Below are 18983 nucleotides of genomic sequence, written 5' to 3' on the forward strand. Positions count from 1 at the left end.
ACCTGGCTAAAACACGGGGAACCAATGAAGCATTCCATTTACTTAATGCTACTGTGCGTAATTTTATCAGCGAAAAATTGCACTGCTGAAACATACAACGCTTTACTGTCAGACATTAAGCAGAATATTGATACCTACTACGTCATATCTGAAAGCATTCCCCAAATAAAAACAAGCTTAGACGATGTCACTTTGCAACAAGCTGTTTCAAAAGCGACATCACAAACTCAATTAGCCGAAGTGCTCACTCAACACCTACAGCAGTTTGATAAGCATTTTAACGTTCAATATCGACCCAAAAGCCAAACGGCTGACTCGAAAAGTGTTGCTACGACATCTAAGAAGGAATCTTGGTTCAATCGGTTAGCCCGAAATAATGCGGGCTTTAGGCAAGTTTCAATTATGCCAGGCAACGTCGGTGTTGTTGAATTCTGGGGTTCGCTTCGCTTAACGCTTTTACCAAGAAAAAAATACACGCTGCAATGACAATGCTAGAAGATGTGGATGCACTGATTATCGACCTGCGTGAAAATGGTGGTGGCAGTGGTGAAACCGTCAGCTGGCTCACCAGCTACTTTACTGATGGGCGCATACATTTAAATAGCTTTTATACACGCTACACCGATACGCAAAGTCGTTTTTATACTGACGAAACGGTTACAAGCCATACTTTACAGTCGGTGCCAATTTATATCCTAATTGGGCCAAATACGTTTTCCGCTGCTGAAGAGTTTGCCTACAATTTGAAACACCTTAAAAGGGCAACTGTTATTGGTATGCCGAGCAAAGGCGGGGCTAATCCTTGGGCGTGGTTCTCACTTAATGATGAATTTAGAATCGGCATACCCACCACAAAAGCTATCAACCCTATTACAAAGACTAACTGGGAAGGCATGGGCGTACAGCCTCATGTGAAGGTGAACGAGTCGAAGGCGCTTGAGCGTGCGCATACCATCGCCCTTGAAGTTATTGCGCCGTCGTTGACCAACGAGTATCAAAAGCAAGAGGTGGAAGCGTTGCTTGGTGAGGAGACACGCTAAAACAAAAAAGCCGTGCTAATGCAATGCAAAAGCGCGGCTTGGCTTTGATAAACGCCCAGGGAGGTGGGCTTTACATCAATTAGAAATTGTAACGAGCGTTGAAACCAAATGTGCTTAGGTCGTCAGACGTTTCGTAGCTAACACCAACTGCAAACATTGGGCTGAAAAAGTAGTCAGCGCCAACTAATACTGATGTGTCGTCGTCTTCGTCAAGGTCGATGTACTTAATCGCACCGCGAAGTTCAAGATTATCTAAGATCATTGAACGTACACCGGCTTGAAGGCCAAAGCCGTCTTCGTCAGCAGACTGGCCAGAGCCAGAAAGTTCAACATCTTCGTAGCTCACGATACCGAATAAGTCTGTTCTTTGAGACAGCGCATAGCGGTAGCCTAAGCCAAGTGTAAGCATGTCTAGGTCAACATCGATGCCAAGAATATCGTCTTCTTGCATTGAGTATTCACCCGTTACAAATACGTCATCAGTCAGCAGTTTTGATGCTGAGAAGGCAAAGCCATCTGGCTCGTAAGAAAAGTCAGACTCGTCAAAGTCAGTGATGACATAACTGCCCTGAACGAAGTCCCATGCAGGTGCGGCAGCAAAAGCGCTAAGCAGATGCAACACTCAGTGCTACAGCGAGTGCAAGTTTTTTCATGTTATTTCCTTATTGTGAAAGTTATTGGTTGCTAGACCAATAGTAGGCAACGCAGGCAATGTAAGAGGAATCACAAAAGAAATCATCAACTTTCATAAGCTTAGTGTTACAGAATGTTACTGATGTTGCAGTCGACGTTTTTGTGAGCAATGGGTGGTCAAGATACTTACAAACATAAACAGAAAAGTTTACAGTCACTGTCACACTAGCTTCACACTATGGGCGTGTGATGTGGTTGGAAAAATAGCAAAGCATAGTGCCTTGCTATACAGTGCCGCGAAATTGAGCAGTTAAGGGTTTGAGAGGTCTCATTGTTGTCATTTGTATTGCGTAAAATGCTGGTGTTGCTGTGCTTCTACCCAACTCTGTCTTTTGGTGAAGATATTGTTTGGTTATCGGAATGGCATGCCACTGACAACAAAGCCTTGACCATGGATGAACAAACGCGCGATCTCATAATTCGCGATATGAACGCGTTTACGGTGTTGCCACAGCAAACCACCTCCAGTCGCGCTTTGTTGCGCGTACGCGACGAAGACAATGTGTGTGTAGGCGACCGTGTTTATAACAACGAACGGGCAGAGTACAGCGTGGCAAGTGCACTGCCACAAGTTGTGGTCCCGGGGCTAAAATTCTACTTGCTTGATTCCTTTGTCAATAAACACAACATCTCACCAAAGGCGCTAAGTCAGCTATCGCTACCTGAAATTCTAGCGCGCTATCCCAGTATGCGCTTGGGCAAAGTGGCAGACAGGTCGTACGGCAAAGCTATTGATAATGTGCTTATGCGTGAAGATTTGTCGTCACGTTTATGGAAAAGAAATAGCACAGACATGGGGGAAGGCGTTATTGATATGTTAGCGTCTGAGCGTATTGACGCGGTCTTCGAGTACCCTCCACTTTTTGAAAAAGTACGCCAGCAAAAGGCGATGTCGGTTGAGGTGCACGCTATATCAATAAAAGGCGTGCCGAAGTTTGGTGTAGGTTTTGTGCTTTGCTCAAGAAGCCCTGAAGGAGAGCGCGCAATCACGGCGATATCCGATCGGTTAGCAGAAGTGTCTAAACAGCGCGCTTATCTGGACATTCATTTAAACGCTATGCCTGATGCAATAAAAACCGATATGTTGAGCTTCTACAATCAAGTGTATGGAACGGACTTTTCACTTGTTGAACAGCCCGCCGATGCTAAGCAGTAGCGCCCAGAACGTTGCGAAAACACAGTGAAAAATAAAAAACGCGGTAAAAGCCGCGTTTGTGTTTGAAAGTAAAAATTCGCCGGGTTTACTGACTCGTTCTACTGGTATTTCTTAAGCTCTAAGCGAGAAACCATGCCTTTGTGTACTTCATCAGGGCCGTCTGCTAAACGAAGCGCACGGGCGCCAGCGGCAAAGCGTGCCAGTGGGAAGTCACTACACATACCCGCGCCACCATGAATTTGTAGCGCCATATCGACCACACTTTGTAGCATATTTGGCACGACAACCTTGATGGCAGATATTTCTGTCATGGCGTGTTTAACGCCTAAGTTATCAATCTTCCACGCCGCGTGTAGCGTAAGTAAACGGGCTTGTTCAATAGCCATGCGCGCGTCAGCCACACGCTCTAAGTTGCCGCCCAAGCGAATAATTGGCTTGCCGAACGCTACGCGCTCATGTCCACGCTTAAGGGCAAGTTCCAATGCTTTTTCTGCCATGCCAATGGCACGCATGCAGTGGTGAATACGACCAGGGCCCAAGCGGCCTTGCGCAATTGCAAAGCCTTTGCCCAGCCCCATGATAAGGTTGTCTTTGCTTACTCGAACATTGTCGAAATGCATTTCACCATGACCATAAGGTGCATCGTAATCGCCATAAGCATCTAGCATGCGCTTGATGGTAATTCCCGGCGTATCTAACGGCACTATTACCATGCTATGGCGGCTGTGCTTGTCGTTCTCGGGGTTAGACAGCCCCATAAAAATAGTAAAGGCCGCATTAGGGTGGCCCAAGCCAGTTGACCACCATTTTTTGCCGTTGATCACTACATCATCGCCATCTTCAATGATGGTCGCCGCCATATTGGTGGCATCAGATGACGCCACGTCTGGCTCAGTCATTCCAAAAACAGAGCGAATTTCTCCGGCTAGAAGCGGCTTAAGCCATTTCTCTTTTTGCGCGTCGTTACCGAAGTGATATAGCACTTCCATGTTGCCCGTATCAGGCGCATTACAGTTAAAAATTTCAGGTGCAAATAAGTATTTGCCCATGCGCTCTGCCATAGGCGCGTATTCTAGCGTAGTAAGACCTTGGCCTAGCTCAGCGTCAGGTAGAAATAAATTGGCAAGACCCGCTTCGCGCGCTTTTGTTTTAAGCGTTTCTGTTCCAGAGTGCAGTTTCCAGTTTTTCCAATCACCGTGGTTGTTTTCTTTGTGGTGAAAGTCGTACACCTCGTTTTCGATAGGCGCAATGTGTTGCGCAATAAAAGCATCAAGTTTTTCAAGTAAGGCTTTGGTTTTATCGTTATGCGAGAAGTCCATAGGGCACCTGTGAATGTGTTTGTGTACCACCTATAGTAGAGAATGTTGTTAAGTGAATAAAATGAAATATAATCCTCTGTCGCTGTGAATTTCATTCATAGTATTTACGTGCTATGTTTTGTGCTTAGTCCAGTAAAAATCGGGAGAAGGTGTGATAGAGCAAAGGCAGTTCGAAAAGCTAGATTTGAACCTACTAAAAGTGTTTGAATCGCTATGGCAGCATAAAAACATGACGCGCGTTGCAGAGTCTCTTCATATCACGCCTTCTGCGGTAAGCCATGCTATGCGCCGCTTTCGCGACATCCTTGGCGACCCGCTATTTGTCAAAGAAAAACAAAGTATGTTGCCCACGGCGGCATGCGAACGTTTAGCGCCTGCTATTTTACAAGCACTAGGTGACATTAGACGTGCGCTAGGCGAGTTTGCAGAGTTTAACCCTGCGCACAGCCATCAGCGTTTCGTTATTGCCATGCAAGAGTCATTAGAATTGGGTGTACTGCCTATTTTGCTCTCAAAGCTAGAAACGCAAGCGCCTAATGTGGAAGTGGTGAGCACGCGGCTTCATCGCGACACAATGCTAGCCGACTTAAGCAATAGAAATTTACATCTTGTTATTGATATTGGTCGTGCGGTAGCAGCACCTATTGCTCATTCACTGTTAAGGCGCGATACGTATAGAGTGCTGATGAACAAGCAAAACCCACTGGTGAATAACCTCGATAAACGTAAGTATTTGGCGGCTAGGCATATTACTGTGTCTAATCGTGCCAAAGGGGCATCGGTTGAAGAGATTGCACTTCAACAGCTTGGTGTTAGTCGTCCGTCGCTGTGGCGCTGCCAAAACTATCGCGCCGCGGCCGATGTGGTTGCCAATACTCAAGCACTTCTCACACTACCTGGTTCATTAGCCGATTCGGTAGCAGATGAAAGCTTAGTCAGTGCTAAGCTACCTTATGGTCTACCCGCACTAGAAACGCACCTATATTGGCATCGTCAGCACGAAGGGGAACCTGGTTTGATGTGGTTTAAAAATCTAATGTTACATTTGTTCGACGAATATAGTCATAACAAGTAATGTTTGGTAGCATTCAACCGTTAGTATTTGAGTGCGCTTATGAAGATTCATACATTATCCGGTTATATTCAGCATATTTACCTTGTCGAGGACGGTGATAAGTTACTGTTACTAGACGGTTGCAGCCGCGCCGATGTCGATAAGGTTTGTACGTACATTACACAAACCTTGGGGCGCGCACTAAGTGACTTAACCCTGATTGTAGTAACGCACATGCATCCTGATCATGCAGGCGGCGCCATGCGCTTGCGCGAACGCTCTGGGGCGCAAGTTGCTTCGCACCCAAAAGCAAAGAATTGGTATTCTGGGCTGTCTGGGCGCTTAGCTCATGGTATCGACTTACTGCTAACGTGGTGGGTGGCTAACCGCATTGGCAAACCAAGAATGCTTAGGTGTGGTATAACCCCATTCTTGCACCTGATCTGCTGTTAAAAGAAGGGCAGTTGTTACCTGGTTTTGCCGATTGGCAGGTTATGTTCACTCCAGGTCATACCGACCACGATTTATCGATAGTGCATTTGCCCACACAGCAGGCTTATATTGCCGATGTACTGGTGCAGGTAAAAGGTGAATTGGTCCCGCCGTATCCTCTTTGTCACCCTAATCAATACCGTGAAAGCTTATCAAAGCTAGCGCAGTCACAAATTGATACATTCTTTTGTGCACACGTTCCACCAACCAAAAAAGATGCCATTGATTTTGCTCATGTCATCGAAAATGCCCCTCGTAAGCCCAAGAATCACTGGCATTCGAGCAAAAACCGCATTAAGAAAAAATTGTTTGGCTTAACCCGCGAGCACTAATTTTTGAAGGTATTTAACGCGTGGGCTTTGCGCGTTAAGGCCTAATTGCGCGTCGAAGGCCTTGCTTTTGACTGCTTTACAACCACATTTATATTATCTTGGTTGCTTTGCAACGACTATCATTCTGACATGTGCATTGTGATGGTAAATGCTGGGTAAGTTAGAAGGTTGTTGCAGCAAAAATAAAGGAAGGCCGCAAAGAAACATGCAAAAGAACATTGCTTCGCTGGTAGGTAAAACCAAAGCTATGGCTGCGTTTACGGGTGACAAGCTTGCCGATGTGATTAGCAAAGAAACGCATCGATTTACCATCACGGGGTTAAGTCGTAGTGGTAAATCTATGCTGTTTACCAGTCTTATTACCATGCTTAAAAGCAGAAGCGAGGAGGGGTACGCCTGTTTGCCGCTTTTGCGATACCTGCCGCCAACACGTGTGCTCGACATGCGTATCGAGCCCATTGAAGGTTACAAACCCTTCCCCCACTTAGATAACATAGCAGCACTAGAACAAGGCGCCTGGCCTGATGCTACAGAAGAGGCCTATGGTTTTAAGCTTATAGTACGACTTAAACAAACGGCTTCAATCAAACGGCACGTGTTACCGCACACAGACGTGGTATTTGAATTTATTGATTATCCCGGCGAGTGGATAACCGATATACCTATGCTCAGTAAGTCGTATGCCCATTGGTCAGATTCAGCCTGGGCGCAGTTGAGCAGCGGTCCACAGCAGTATTTCGCCAATACATGGAAGCAGTTTGTTAATCAGTTCGACTTTGAACAAGCGCCAACCCAAGCGCGCATATCTGAACTCGTTTCAGCCTATCGAAGCTACTTAGTTGAAGCTAAATCCAACGGTATATCTTTGCTTCAACCGGGAAGTTTCTTGCTAGAGTCGAGCGACTTTGACTGGCATGAGTTTGGTTTTACGCCTTTGCCTTCCAGCATTACCAGTGATGTATCGCACCCCTGGTTTATTGCCTTCAATAAGCATTACACAACTTTTCAAACTAAATGGTTAACGCCACTTAAGCAGTCCATATTTAAAGAAACAGACAAACAAATAATCCTTATTGATTTGTTTGAAGGGCTTAACCACAGCAGGCAGCATTTGTATCAGCTAAAAGAAACGCTAAGTCATTTGGCCGATACCTTCGTTTATGGCCAAAGTGGTTGGTTTTCAAAACATGTACTGAAGAAAGAGCAAATAGGGCGGGTGGCGTTTGTGGCGACGAAATCTGACCTTATTCCTCAAAATCAGCGGGACAACTTGCTGAGCTTACTTCAACAAATTACCGAAGGTGCTAGAGCTCGTTTCACTGATAAACCAATAAATTTCGAACATTTTTTAGTGTCTGCAATGCAAGTGACGGACGAGGGCGCAAGCGACAACGCTATTCGCTACAAAGACAGCGAAGGGCGTTATGTTGAAGCAACGTTCGAACCCGTGCCCCGCACATTGAAGGAAATGGAAGAGGGAAGCCACTTTCCCGTACCACAGGTCACAGTGCCACAAGACTTTAAAGCGCGTATTCTTGCGGGTAAAGGGATAGACAGACTACTGCAATTCTTACTAGGCAAAGGCGTTGACTAGAACGGGTTAACCCCTGGTTTGGTGATAACAGAGGATATCGATATGAACGAGCGGCCGACTTATAAAACCAAGGTAACCACACAAACCTTGAATATCGCTCAGCCACAAACAAAGTTGCCAGAGCAAGTTAAGCAAGACGTATGGGAAATAGAAAGCACCAATAACGGTATGTCGTTAGGCAGTGCAACCTTAGGCTTTGGCGTTCTATCGCTGCTTGGTTTTTTTGTTTTTGAAGCTTACACCACGCTTGCGGCAAATATGGCAGAACACCCGATTGGTGCTACTACCTTGGGGGTTATGCTGGCTGGTTTTGTCAGCTGTTTTAGCTTTTTAAGCTTCCGCGAATGGCGAGGCTATAAACAAGTGAATACAGCAATGCAGGACGCAGGCAAGATAAGAGAGCTACTTGCCAATGAAGGTGCTGATACATCACCTAAAGTCGTGAGTGATATTTTGCTTAATCACGGCGAGCGTTTTAGTCGTGACTCCTATGCCGCCCACTGCTTCGCTCGCTATCAGCAGCATATGCAAAGCGACATGACGTCGGCTGAATTTTTAGGGTTATACGAAGATACTGTCCTTACTCCTGTGCAAGAAAAAGCGCATAGCGTTCTTAACAAAGAGTCGGTCACCGCAGGCAGCTTGGCGTTTATTAGCCCAAATAATCTTATTCAGACATTTGCTGTCATATGGATAAGCTTTCGCACCATTCGGCGTTTGGCAAAGGTATACGGGCTTCGCCCTAGCAAGGTAGGCAATTGGAAGCTAATGAAAATACTGGCGCAGAACATTGCGGCTCAAGGCATATTCGATTTGGCAACGGATGAAGTTGCCAATCAAATTGGGGTAGCCTTTCAGCTAAGTTTATGGAGAACTCAGCTGAGGCCGTTGCGGCGGGCGCCCTAAATGCACGATTAGGCCGCGCGCTGATAAAGCTACTTAAATAGCTGCTACCAGTAAACACTGACAGGCGCTGTGGAATATCTATAGCGCCTTTTTGGTGGGCACTACAACGTTGGCAAAAATAAGCCCGGCCACTAGCGACATAAAGATTAAAAACACTTCTTGCCCCAAATGATCCGCTTTAACGAAGTCTTGCCCCGTCATAAATGAATTTAATCCAATATAGGTTTTAGACCCAGGTACTAGCACAATCAAACCATGCATGGCGACGATTGTTGCGGGTTGGTTTGCTATACGGGTAAACGCGTTGGCGAATATACCTAAAGCAAAAGCGCCGACAAACGCGCCTAACCCAGGGCTCATGTAGTCAGAGCTCCATGCGGTGGCGCTGTAGGCGATAAAGGCCGCTGCTAGCGCCCAAGGGATGTGCTTCAGCCGCGTGCGGAAAATAGCAACTAGCGCACAGCACAATAAAAATACCGCTAACCATGTTGCCCAATAAGGCAATGATTCTGCTGGTGTATAGATGTTTTCGCCAAACGCACTAAAGCCAATAGATACACCCAAAAATGCACCAAAATACAATTTAAACAGCTGCATAATAGCGTCCATGGTTCGCGCTGTGCCTGACACCATATTTCGCGACGACAACTCGGCAAGCCCCATGGTAAGTGCAAGACCGGGTACAAATACGATGACCGATGACAACACAACAAGCGGAATGTTAATACCTGGGTCGATATAGCTACCTACAGCACAGGCTAAAATACCGCCAACAAAGGCTGTTACAGGCTCAAGCATCAGGTTAACGCGCTTCGATTGCTGTGCCCAAAGTGTCCAAAGATAGGCCACAATACCAAGTGCGCCCGACCAGCCTATTTCGCTCCAGCTTGCGCCCATTAGCATGGCAAATGCACCAGTAGCCATGGCAAACGCCACACCCGTAACAAACTTACCGTAGGGGCTACCCATAGCATCAATTTCGTTAAGGCGTTTGTCGGCTTCGCTAAGCGATAAATTACCTACCAATAGTTCACTGGCGAGTTCATCGGTCAATGACAGGGCATTCATATCCAAATCACCAGGCAGAAGTCTGGCGGCATGGTTGTATTCGTCTTCGTGGCGGTCGCTCCAAATAACGAATGTCAGCGAGGTTGGCGTAGAAATGAAGGAGGCGTGTACGCCCAAATACTTAGCCACTTCTCCAAGATACGCTTCAAGACGAAACGCAGGTGTACCGTATTTGTGCAGCATCTTGCCGAGCTTCACAATAAATCTACGAATTTGAATAAATTCAACGGTATCCAACGCACTGTCCTTTTAAAAATGAGAAATCGATATGGCTTATCCCAATATGGGATAGCTAAAACAAAAAAGCCAGACAAACATGAAAGTATGCCTGGCTAAAATTTGCGCGGATTGTACGGGCGGTTTAGCGATAAATCAAAATATATTTTTTCTTTTTTGTACTAAGAAAAACTAATGCGAATTAACACTGGTTATCGTCCACTCAGTGATTGTAAATGGCTGTTTTATTAATGATTATGGGCAAGAGCCTTGCATTATAAATGCTACGTCTCCTTGCGGGGTGAAAAAGCGCCAAGTGCATGACTTTGGCGAGTCATCTGTTTCGTGAAACTTCGGAATAAAACCAAGACCTGTACCAAAATCGACAGCGCCTTCGCCCTCTTTAAAACTGCCATCAGTAGGGTCTGATTGAATACTGACCTCAAGGTATTGATTTAAGCGTTCTAACAGGCAAGCGTTGGTATCTAGCAAACGTCCTTTTTTCAGCGCACTGATAGCAATACCATTTATGCGTGAACGACTGTTGTTAACTTCTAACCCGATAGTGTCGTTATTCATAGAGACGTTGTAAGCAATGGCGTTCTTAGGGGGCATAGTGTCACGAGAGCTAGGCATGTTTTGAGAAAATTCAGCGTGTAGTGGTATTGTTCCGCTGTGGTTTTCCCACGTACCGTCAATATTCATATTGCCATTGCCAACTGAAAACGAGCTTGACCGAAGCTCTCGCTTGGCAAGTGTCGAGTTTTCGTCAGGATATGTCTTTGAATATGCAGATTGTATCAAGTCTTGGTAAGCACCTATTGTTTTGGGGTTAAAAGAAGCATCGACAGCTTGAACAATATGCGGATAGTCGCCGCAATTTTCTGAAAGGCGTGTTGTGCTTGAAGGTGCAAGAGATGTGGGGTTAGCAAACTTCACCTGATCATCTAGAGCTTGGTTTACCGATGCAATGACATCGTTTAGCTTTGCATAGGACGAAACCACATACGTCATCAACTCAAATGCACTGTCTGAGACATCAATGGGCCTAGCACTTAAACTTCCGGCCTCAATAGATACCTGAAAGCCCCACATTTGCGCTGTTTTAGCATTAGCGACTAAAACGTGTTTGGGTTTCGAATTACATGACTTTGCATTGCCCTCACTATGACCATTTTCGCAAGCAAGCGACGCAGTAAAATCTCTAGACAAGGCTAGTGTTTTTGCTTCTGATTTAGTGCAGTCATAACATATTTTAGCTTCGAAATTTTTTGCAGATGCAGAAAACACAAATAACATCGAAGACAAACAAAGCAGCTTAACAAGTGCGTATTTCCCTTTTTTCATTTCTCTATTTATCCATCAATAGGTAAGTACTCATCTATCTCTTCTTGAGATGCGAGTGGCACATGATGGTAAATAAACATCAAAAAATCAACCGACATGAAGCTTCAATCATATTCCAGCTAGGTTGGTAGAAAAAGGCATCCAGTCTTTCCACACGGGCTCTAAACCATTTTTTATCATAGCGTTGACCACGTCGCTAACGGGCTTACCGTCGTCAATATCAAATTGATTGAGCGCTGTTGTTGGGGTGCTATAGCCGCCTGGTTGTGTTTGCGATGCAGCACTCATCGATGTGATGCCCAAGGTCATTGCACCATTGCGAAATGCGGGGGACTCTCGGGTAGACAGCGACAGTTCTGCCTGAGGGTTAAATAATCTGTGTGCACAAATTAGCTGGAGTAGCTGGCGCTCGTTGGGAAGATGCTTGTTTTGCAAAGCGTCGCTGCCAGTATTGTTACCTTCACAAGCGCGAAGGCGAGGAAAGGCAATAGAAACGCGGCTTTGCCAATAGTGTTGCTGGATAAGTTGTCCGTGTAATGCGGTCATCACACTATCTACTCGCCAATCGCCTAAGCCAAGCAGTGCGCCGACCCCAATCTTATCGATACCTGCTTGGCCTATACGATCGCTTGCTTCCAAACGCCACAAAAAATCCTGTTTCTTCCCGCGTGTATGCACCTTCGCATAGTGCTGGGGAGAGTAGGTTTCCTGATACACCAATACTGCGTCTAGCCCTTTATGTTTTAGTGCTTTATAGTCGTTTAGCTTTAGCGGCTGCACTTCCATCATTAGATAGCTAACTTTATCGCGAATGGCGTCTAATGTTCTTTCAAAATAAGGCATGCCGACTTTGCTCTCATGCTCGCTCGGTCACTAGTAACAGCTGATCAAACCCCATAGCCTTTATTGCTTCAACTTCGGTTAGGGTGTCGCTTACGGTAAGGGTGGTGCGCTTTATTTTGTTGCTCATGGTAAAGCCGCAATACGTGCATTCATTGGCACATAAATTTGATAAATAAAGCGGAACAAAAAGCTGCATGGTATTGCCAAAACGATGGCGAGTAAGCGTATAGGCTTTAGACGCCATAGTCTCCAAATAAGGCTGCGCCGCGGGGGAGACCAAGGCCATAAAATCTTCAAGAGATATCGTAGCTTTGCTAAGCGCTCGCTCAACGTCAGCCGCAGTCTTGCTGTTTACCGACAATGCAATATGTGACAAGTCTTGTTGAAGTAATTTTTCAGCTACTTTCATATTGATATCCTTGTCACAATTAAGATGGGCTTAAGAATGCCGTTAAAGGGCTTGAAGCACTAGCTGCATGCAGCGTACTACCAAGGCCAGCCTCATAGGCCCGTCGACCCGTTTTGACTGCGCAGGCAAACGCATCTGCCATGGCAACGGGGTCGCGCGCCGTCGCGATGGCAGTGTTAACTAATACGGCATCCACACCCATTTCCATCGCCGCCATCGCCTCACTGGGTTTGCCAATACCTGCATCGACTATTACGGGTATGGATGCTTGCTCTACAATAATCTTTAAAAACGGTTTAGTTTGCAGACCCTGATTGCTTCCTATGGGCGCGCCGAGGGGCATAACAGCACCGCAGCCAACTTCTTCTAATCGCTTGCAAAGTACTGGGTCTGCGCCGCAGTAAGGCAGTACATGAAAGCCCTTTTTAACCAGCTGTTCTGCCGCTTTAAGTGTTTCGATAGGGTCGGGAAGTAGGTAGCGCTGGTCAGGATGAATTTCAAGTTTTATCCATTGACTACCAATTGCTTCGTAGGCCAATTCTGCTGCGAAAACGGCCTCTTCGGCATTTTTCGCGCCAGAGGTATTAGGCAGTAAGGTTACGCCCAATTTTTTTAATACGCCAAGCGTGGAGTCTAACCGTTCGTTACTGGCTACGCGTTTCATAGCCAACGTCACTATGGCGCTTTGCGACGCTTGAATGGCACGTTCCATTGTTTCAGGGCTACTGAACTTGCCTGTGCCAGTTAAAAGGCGCGATGAAAATGTCTGGTTTGCGAGTGTTAGCATGATTTAGCCTCCTGCAACCAAAGTAAAAATATCAACAATATCGCCGTCATCTAAATAGGTCGTAGACCATTGCCTTTTGCTTACAATAGTATTGTTGCGGGCGATTGCCGTACCCTTATCATCTAGAGTTTTTAGCGCAATTAGTTCAGTCAATGAAATAGGTGCAATAACGTCTAAAGCATCATTGTTAACGCTGATTTTTATTTGTGTCATTGGCATACCTCGCAGTCAGATGAAGGCGCTAGTGAAAATGATTTTGTCATGCCGCTTACAGCATGACCGCTGATGTAATGCCCCCATTGAATGCTGGCGCTGAAACGCTTGGCTAAAAATAGCAGTGCTTGCGTGGCTTGATGGCACGCCGCTATACCTACCACGGGGCCTAGTACTCCCTGACTAATACAGTCTTCACGCACGTCAATATGGTCAACTAAGCAGGCGTAGCAACCTGTGGCATTGTCGTGAGTAGAGACATTAATGGCCTGCCAAGTTAGGCCGCTAGCCGCGGCTATAAACAACGGGGTTTGCGCAGCAATACAGGCGCGATTGATGTGCTTTCTCGTAGCAATGTTATCGGTACAGTCCAATACGCAGGTAGCGTCATCTACAAGAGTTGGTAAGTTGTCACTATCAGCAAATAGACTTTTATATTTGACGCTTATGTCTGGGTTAACCTTGATTAGCTCGTGGTAAAGCACCTTGGCTTTAAGATCGCCCAAGTGCATTTCATTGTAGGTTACCTGTCTCTGCAAGTTGCTTTTATCAACCACGTCGCCGTCGACAAGTGTGATCGAACCCACACCTGCACCCACAAGATATCGCGCCGCCAACGCGCCCAATCCGCCAAGCCCAATTACGACGACATGAGAATGGACAATGTTGTACTGACCTTTGTCGCCCACGTCGTCTAATAGCAGCTGCTTGACTGTAGCGCTTAATATCTTCGTTGCTAAGCAAAGCCTGCCTCCTCGGCCAGTTGGCGGTAAGCCATAAGAGGATTGTCGGCTTGGGTAATCGCAGTTACTACGGCAATACTATCTACCTGTGTTTGTGCCACTGCTTGAACGCGCGAGAGCGTAATGCCACCAATTGCTACTGTTGGAATCCCCTCACATAAAGGGACGTAGTTGGCTAAGCGGGCAACGCCCTGCGGGCTTGAAGGCATATCTTTTGTGGCAGTGGGAAAGATGTGGCCGAGCGCTATGTATGACGGTTTTAGCTTTTTAACTCGTTGAATTTCGGCATAGCCATGTGTGGATACGCCTAATCGTAAACCTGCTTGCTGTATAGCGTTAAGGTCAGCTGTGTCTAAATCCTCTTGGCCTAAATGTACGCCGTAAGCGCCAAGCTCGATGGCCCACTCCCAATAGTCATTAATAAATAGCTGGCATTCGGTATTACTGGTTAGCGCAATAGCTTGAGATATCTGCTGGCGAATTTCACTGTCAGAGCCTTCTTTAAGCCTTAACTGCATGACTTTAACGCCCGTGGGCAGCAACATTTTCAACCAGTGTATGCTGTCTACAACCGGGTAAATACCTAGCGACTTGTCTATAAGGGGCGCGAAGGGGAGATAGGAATCGCGAGTCTCATTTACATCTATTTCAGTACTCGCTTTATTGCCCTCGCGTTGTATATCAACTGTCGGAAAAGCACTAGGACATTGAGGAAACCCAGTGGTGCGCGCAAAGTACGTTGCGCTAGGCAGTTGCTCACAATATTGGCGCACTTGGTTGACATAAGCGACTGCCAGCGTGAGGGCGTCAGGTACATCGTAATGTCGAACTACAAATGCACAAAGGGCACTGGCCAGCATACAGCCAGTACCTCTTAAATTTCCGCCAGACGAATAATTAACAGAGAATGTATAGGTTTGTTCGGGGGTGACAAAAACATCGCAGACCTCGCTTTGGCTTTCGTTCTCAGATAAGTGGCCACCTTTTACAAGTACACTATGTGCACCTAGGGCAAGTAATTGCTTTGCTTGTGCCTTCATGTCCTCAACGCTTGATAGTCTGCGCGTACTATTGGTTAACGAACACAGCTCGTTTGTATTAGGACTGACAACATCAACGCTTTTCAATAATTCAGTGACAGTGTTCTGACTTAGCGTGCCTAGTTGTCCGCCAGATGAGGTGCGAAAGACGGGATCCCACACCACAAAGGGGCGAGGCGAATCAAGCGACTGCAGTCGAGCACAAATCAGTTGCGCTTGCTCATCATTGGCAAGTGCGCCAATTTTTATCGCACTTGGCGGCGTGTCTTCCCACAGTACTTGCCATTGAGCATTTAACGCAGACACACTGGATTCGTTGCGGCTAAGCATGACGGTATTGGACTGCACAGTAAGCTGAGTAGTCAGTACACAGGCATGTACGTCTAAATCGGCTAAGGTAATGGCGTCGCGTGTAATGCCCGCGCCGCCACTTGAATCTACCCCTCCAATACACCATACAACCCGTTTTTTTATCAAGGGTTGTGTCATGGACGCTGTACCTTGCTATCTGCTGAGTGATAAAGCTCAGCGCCCGACTGATTAAAGGCGTTTGCCATATCCTGCATGCCTTGCTGTTTTTCCTCGGCCTGTTTTGCCACATCACGCACTTCTTGCGAAATTTTCATGCTGCAAAACTTAGGGCCGCACATAGAGCAAAAATGCGCAACTTTGCCTGATGCCTGAGGAAGCGTTTCATCGTGATAAGCACGGGCCGTGTGAGGGTCCAAAGCCAAGTTAAATTGGTCTTCCCATCTAAATTCGAAGCGCGCTTTTGACATGGCGTTGTCTCGCATTTGTGCGCCGGGGTGACCTTTCGCTAAATCAGCTGCATGGGCAGCAATTTTATAAGTAATAAGGCCTTGCTTGACGTCTTCTTTATTAGGCAACCCTAAGTGCTCTTTGGGCGTGACGTAACACAGCATGGCGCAGCCATACCATCCAATCATGGCAGCACCAATGCCTGAAGTGAAATGGTCATAACCAGGGGCGATGTCTGTGGTAAGTGGGCCTAGGGTATAAAACGGCGCTTCGTGGCAGTGGGTTAACTGCTCTTCCATGTTCGCTTTAATCATGTGCATTGGCACATGCCCTGGGCCTTCAATCATTACCTGAACATCGTATTCCCATGCAATTTTAGTTAGCTCGCCTAACGTACGCAGCTCTGAAAACTGTGCATCATCGTTTGCGTCCGCTACGCTGCCGGGACGAAGACCGTCGCCAAGTGATAGCGACACGTCGTACTGCGCACAAATCTCACAAATCTCGCGAAAATGTTCATACAAAAAGCTTTGTTTGTGATGGCTTAAGCACCACTTAGCCATGATAGAACCGCCACGCGACACAATGCCCGTTACGCGTTTGGCGGTAAGGTGCACATACTCAAGCAGTACACCTGCGTGAATGGTGAAATAGTCAACGCCTTGCTCTGCCTGTTCAATAAGTGTGTCTTTAAACATTTCCCAGGTTAAGTCTTCTGCTACGCCATTAACTTTCTCTAGCGCTTGATAGATAGGGACTGTACCTAGTGGCACGGGACTGTTACGCAATAACCATTCACGGGTTTCGTGAATGTTACGGCTAGTAGACAAATCCATAATGGTGTCTGCACCCCAGCGGGTTGACCACACTAGCTTTTCCACTTCTTCTTCAATCGATGAAGTCACCGCGGAGTTGCCAATGTTGGCGTTAATTTTCACCAAGAAATTACGCCCGATGATCATTGGCTCAAGTTCAGGGTGATTAATGTTACACGGAATAATAGCGCGGCCCGCGGCGACTTCATCTCGTACAAATTCAGGGGTAATGGTCTCTGGTAAGTTGGCGCCAAAGTGTTCGCCTTTGTGCTGCTGCGTTAGCTCTGCTTCTTTAATGGCCTGTCTGCCCATATTCTCTCTAATGGCAATGTATTCCATTTCGGGGGTCACAATACCTTGGCGAGCGTAATGCAGCTGCGTAACATTCTTGCCTTGCTTGGCTTTCAGTGGCTTACGCTCACGAATAAAGCGAAAGTCTTCGGTGAAAATGTCGTTCTCTCGTTCTTTGGCGAATGATGACGATACGCCATCCAGTGCAAATGTGTCGTCTCGCTCTGCAATCCATGATTGGCGAAGTGGTGACAAGCCCTTGTGAACATCAATGGTTTGCGCTGGGTCACCATAAGGTCCTGCCGTGTCATAAACAGGAATGGCTGGGTTGGCTTCAAAAAGCGGGTTTTCTTCTGTACCACCTACCAAACTGTCGTGCTGATGGATAAGGCGCATAGCCACGTTAATATCATCGCGGCTGCCGGTTTCGTAATGGCGTGTAGAGTTAGGGTACGCTTCGCCCGCTAGTTCATTGATAAACTGTTGCGCTTGTTGGCGCTGTTCGCGTCGTGTCGACATAGCATTTTGGCCTTAAAGGTTTAGGTTTAAAAATGCTTGTCAGGAGTGAAGGAGAATATAACGCAGGATTGAAGCAAGAAAGTTGTCACGGTATGTGGCTTTTTGCGCTGTGCAACACTAAAACATTAAGATGCTAAGGCATCCAAATAACTAACAGCGCGTGCTACTACAAAAGCACAATAGCACAACAAAAATTCTACTTCAGCATTATATTTTCTTGTTCCCTTCGCAGGTATTAGCCTGATCAGGTTCAACGGATCCCGCTTTCGCGGTCTCAGCTTACTGGGTATCCAGTGAAGCACTCCGACAAGTAACTTGTATTTGAATATACTTAAAGTGAAATAGATTTCAAGGGCAGAAATTTATTTCTTTGTCATTTCTTCGTGGTGTTTCGTCTAGTTATCGAGAGCAAAACAACGGTCACAAAGAAAAGTGCAAGATGTTCTGGCTCGCTTACCTCACTGACCTGAACGTTGCCAGAAAACGCGCCTTCGAAATTGAGTTGCGCGCCAGCGTAAGATGAAAAGGTATCAACATACACTCCACCCGTTATTAGTCCTTTTTCAAATGTGAAATCCGCATATGGGGCTAGAATATGCCCGTGAATATTACCTTGTTCAAATGTGATAACTTCAGCATTGATGAAGTTGTAGAGTATATTTGAACGCTCTGGCAGCCCCCAGAGTACGTCGAATGAATCAAGAGTAACAACGTTTTCGCTGGCTATATTAACAACTAAAAAATCGTCAGTTTCAAACAAGTTACCTTTAAGGCCTGTATAAGTATTTAATTCGGCTAGTGTTAGATCCGCAACGAACATGTTATCACTATACGCGTTCTGCCTATCCGCTTGTAATTCAAGTATTGAATACTGTGCACTTGCGCTCACGTTAGATTCAAGTTCTGCTAACGCTTTAGAAAATAGCGCAAGTTCTGCAAATGCATCTGAAATGTTTAAGTCGCTTGTTTTGTATAGCTGACTTCCCCACGAGAGCGGATCATGCCATTGGCTTGATGAGTCGTTCGTATAGTTTCCTTTTACAACAGTATCACCCTTAATATTTCCGCTGCCCTTTGCACTTAGGTCACCGTCTACATGCAGGACTTTACCACCATTCGATGTCACTCCTACATCGTAATGATCAACAATAGCGTTGCCCCCCACGGCGATTGCGCCTTGAGAGTCTGCGTCATACAGGTTCGCGTTTTGACGAGTTACAAGATTGAAGTTCGCTGACTCACCCAAACTAAGGTCTATATGACTAGCTTGTGCGTGCACAGATAGTGCAGCGATAAAGCAAATGCTAATGAGAGAAAAGGTAAGACGCATAGATACTCCACAGATAC

Annotated in this window: 15 protein-coding genes, 3 pseudogenes and 1 riboswitch; of the genes and pseudogenes, 7 read left to right on the forward strand and 11 right to left on the reverse strand. The window is 46.3% G+C overall.

Annotated features, from left to right (window positions below; genetic code table 11):
- Positions 1-24 precede the first annotated feature (24 nt).
- Both V6N89_RS00630 and V6N89_RS00635 read left to right on the forward strand, forming a co-directional pair.
- A complete protein-coding gene (locus tag V6N89_RS00630) occupies positions 25-486 on the forward strand; it encodes a hypothetical protein (protein WP_346993275.1) in 462 nt (153 codons plus the stop codon).
- Positions 483-1040, forward strand: a complete 558-nt coding sequence (locus V6N89_RS00635) for a S41 family peptidase (protein ID WP_346993276.1) — start codon at positions 483-485, stop codon at positions 1038-1040. The genes V6N89_RS00630 and V6N89_RS00635 overlap by 4 nt, the downstream gene beginning before the upstream one ends.
- 79 nt (positions 1041-1119) lie before the next feature.
- Here V6N89_RS00635 and V6N89_RS00640 read toward each other — a convergent pair whose 3' ends face one another.
- A complete protein-coding gene (locus V6N89_RS00640) occupies positions 1120-1662 on the reverse strand; it encodes an outer membrane beta-barrel protein (RefSeq protein WP_346993277.1) in 543 nt (180 codons plus the stop codon).
- A gap of 345 nt (positions 1663-2007) precedes the next feature.
- Here V6N89_RS00640 and V6N89_RS00645 point away from each other — a divergent pair, with 345 nt between their 5' ends.
- Positions 2008-2889: a hypothetical protein gene (locus V6N89_RS00645; RefSeq protein WP_346993278.1), complete on the forward strand. Its 882-nt coding sequence runs from the start codon at positions 2008-2010 to the stop codon at positions 2887-2889.
- Between the two features lie 98 nt (positions 2890-2987).
- Here the strand turns inward: V6N89_RS00645 and V6N89_RS00650 are convergent, their stop codons facing one another.
- The gene (locus tag V6N89_RS00650; protein WP_338519715.1) at positions 2988-4208 is read right to left on the reverse strand and encodes an acyl-CoA dehydrogenase family protein; all 1221 of its coding nucleotides are present in this window, start codon (positions 4206-4208) and stop codon (positions 2988-2990) included.
- Positions 4209-4359: 151 nt separating this feature from the next.
- On the opposite strand from V6N89_RS00650, the gene V6N89_RS00655 reads away from it, so the two are divergent.
- The 4 genes and pseudogenes from V6N89_RS00655 to V6N89_RS00670 all read left to right on the forward strand — a co-directional run.
- Complete coding sequence (locus tag V6N89_RS00655; protein WP_338519716.1) at positions 4360-5283, forward strand: LysR family transcriptional regulator; 924 nt, start codon at positions 4360-4362, stop codon at positions 5281-5283.
- Between the two features lie 39 nt (positions 5284-5322).
- Positions 5323-6086, forward strand: a pseudogene (locus tag V6N89_RS00660) (MBL fold metallo-hydrolase).
- Positions 6087-6291: 205 nt separating this feature from the next.
- The gene (locus tag V6N89_RS00665; protein ID WP_338519717.1) at positions 6292-7680 is read left to right on the forward strand and encodes a YcjX family protein; all 1389 of its coding nucleotides are present in this window, start codon (positions 6292-6294) and stop codon (positions 7678-7680) included.
- Between the two features lie 39 nt (positions 7681-7719).
- A pseudogene (locus tag V6N89_RS00670) lies at positions 7720-8627 on the forward strand (DUF697 domain-containing protein); the annotation flags it as partial.
- Between the two features lie 37 nt (positions 8628-8664).
- Here the strand turns inward: V6N89_RS00670 and V6N89_RS00675 are convergent.
- The 9 genes and pseudogenes from V6N89_RS00675 to V6N89_RS00715 all read right to left on the reverse strand — a co-directional run bounded on the left by V6N89_RS00675 (position 8665) and on the right by V6N89_RS00715 (position 18966).
- A complete protein-coding gene (locus tag V6N89_RS00675) occupies positions 8665-9891 on the reverse strand; it encodes a threonine/serine ThrE exporter family protein (protein ID WP_338519719.1) in 1227 nt (408 codons plus the stop codon).
- 234 nt (positions 9892-10125) lie between these two features.
- Positions 10126-11217, reverse strand: coding sequence for a hypothetical protein (locus tag V6N89_RS00680; RefSeq protein ID WP_338519720.1), 1092 nt, complete (start codon positions 11215-11217; stop codon positions 10126-10128).
- 108 nt (positions 11218-11325) lie between these two features.
- Positions 11326-12469 (reverse strand): annotated as a pseudogene (gene thiH, locus V6N89_RS00685) (2-iminoacetate synthase ThiH).
- Positions 12470-12488: 19 nt separating this feature from the next.
- On the reverse strand, positions 12489-13256 hold the full coding sequence (locus tag V6N89_RS00690; RefSeq protein ID WP_338519721.1) for a thiazole synthase: 768 nt from the start codon (positions 13254-13256) through the stop codon (positions 12489-12491).
- A 3-nt stretch (positions 13257-13259) separates the two neighbouring features.
- Entirely contained in the window at positions 13260-13469 is a 210-nt protein-coding gene (gene thiS, locus V6N89_RS00695; RefSeq protein ID WP_338519722.1) for a sulfur carrier protein ThiS, read from the reverse strand.
- The gene (locus V6N89_RS00700) at positions 13466-14158 is read right to left on the reverse strand and encodes a HesA/MoeB/ThiF family protein (protein WP_338519723.1); all 693 of its coding nucleotides are present in this window, start codon (positions 14156-14158) and stop codon (positions 13466-13468) included. Before V6N89_RS00700 ends, thiS begins: the two co-directional genes overlap by 4 nt.
- Positions 14159-14205: 47 nt before the next feature.
- Complete coding sequence (gene thiE, locus V6N89_RS00705) at positions 14206-15741, reverse strand: thiamine phosphate synthase (protein ID WP_338519724.1); 1536 nt, start codon at positions 15739-15741, stop codon at positions 14206-14208.
- Complete coding sequence (gene thiC / locus V6N89_RS00710) at positions 15738-17636, reverse strand: phosphomethylpyrimidine synthase ThiC (protein WP_346993280.1); 1899 nt, start codon at positions 17634-17636, stop codon at positions 15738-15740. The genes thiE and thiC overlap by 4 nt, the downstream gene beginning before the upstream one ends.
- A gap of 204 nt (positions 17637-17840) precedes the next feature.
- A riboswitch (TPP riboswitch) is annotated at positions 17841-17952 on the reverse strand.
- Between the two features lie 57 nt (positions 17953-18009).
- Positions 18010-18966 (reverse strand): choice-of-anchor A family protein, encoded by a 957-nt coding sequence (locus V6N89_RS00715; RefSeq protein WP_346993281.1) that lies wholly within the window; start codon positions 18964-18966, stop codon positions 18010-18012.
- Positions 18967-18983 lie beyond the last annotated feature (17 nt).

The sequence above is a fragment of the Alteromonas gracilis genome (genome assembly GCF_036870955.2).
GTDB lineage: Bacteria > Pseudomonadota > Gammaproteobacteria > Enterobacterales > Alteromonadaceae > Alteromonas > Alteromonas gracilis_A.

Coding starts and splice junctions, on each gene's coding strand:
- V6N89_RS00630 (WP_346993275.1), top strand. CDS start 25: ATGAAGCATTCCATTTACTTAATGCTACTGTGCGTAATTTTATCAGCG.
- V6N89_RS00635 (WP_346993276.1), top strand. CDS start 483: ATGACAATGCTAGAAGATGTGGATGCACTGATTATCGACCTGCGTGAA.
- V6N89_RS00650 (WP_338519715.1), bottom strand. CDS start 4,208: ATGGACTTCTCGCATAACGATAAAACCAAAGCCTTACTTGAAAAACTT.
- V6N89_RS00665 (WP_338519717.1), top strand. CDS start 6,292: ATGCAAAAGAACATTGCTTCGCTGGTAGGTAAAACCAAAGCTATGGCT.
- V6N89_RS00680 (WP_338519720.1), bottom strand. CDS start 11,217: ATGAAAAAAGGGAAATACGCACTTGTTAAGCTGCTTTGTTTGTCTTCG.
- V6N89_RS00690 (WP_338519721.1), bottom strand. CDS start 13,256: ATGCTAACACTCGCAAACCAGACATTTTCATCGCGCCTTTTAACTGGC.
- thiS (WP_338519722.1), bottom strand. CDS start 13,469: ATGACACAAATAAAAATCAGCGTTAACAATGATGCTTTAGACGTTATT.
- thiE (WP_338519724.1), bottom strand. CDS start 15,741: ATGACACAACCCTTGATAAAAAAACGGGTTGTATGGTGTATTGGAGGG.
- thiC (WP_346993280.1), bottom strand. CDS start 17,636: ATGTCGACACGACGCGAACAGCGCCAACAAGCGCAACAGTTTATCAAT.
- V6N89_RS00715 (WP_346993281.1), bottom strand. CDS start 18,966: ATGCGTCTTACCTTTTCTCTCATTAGCATTTGCTTTATCGCTGCACTA.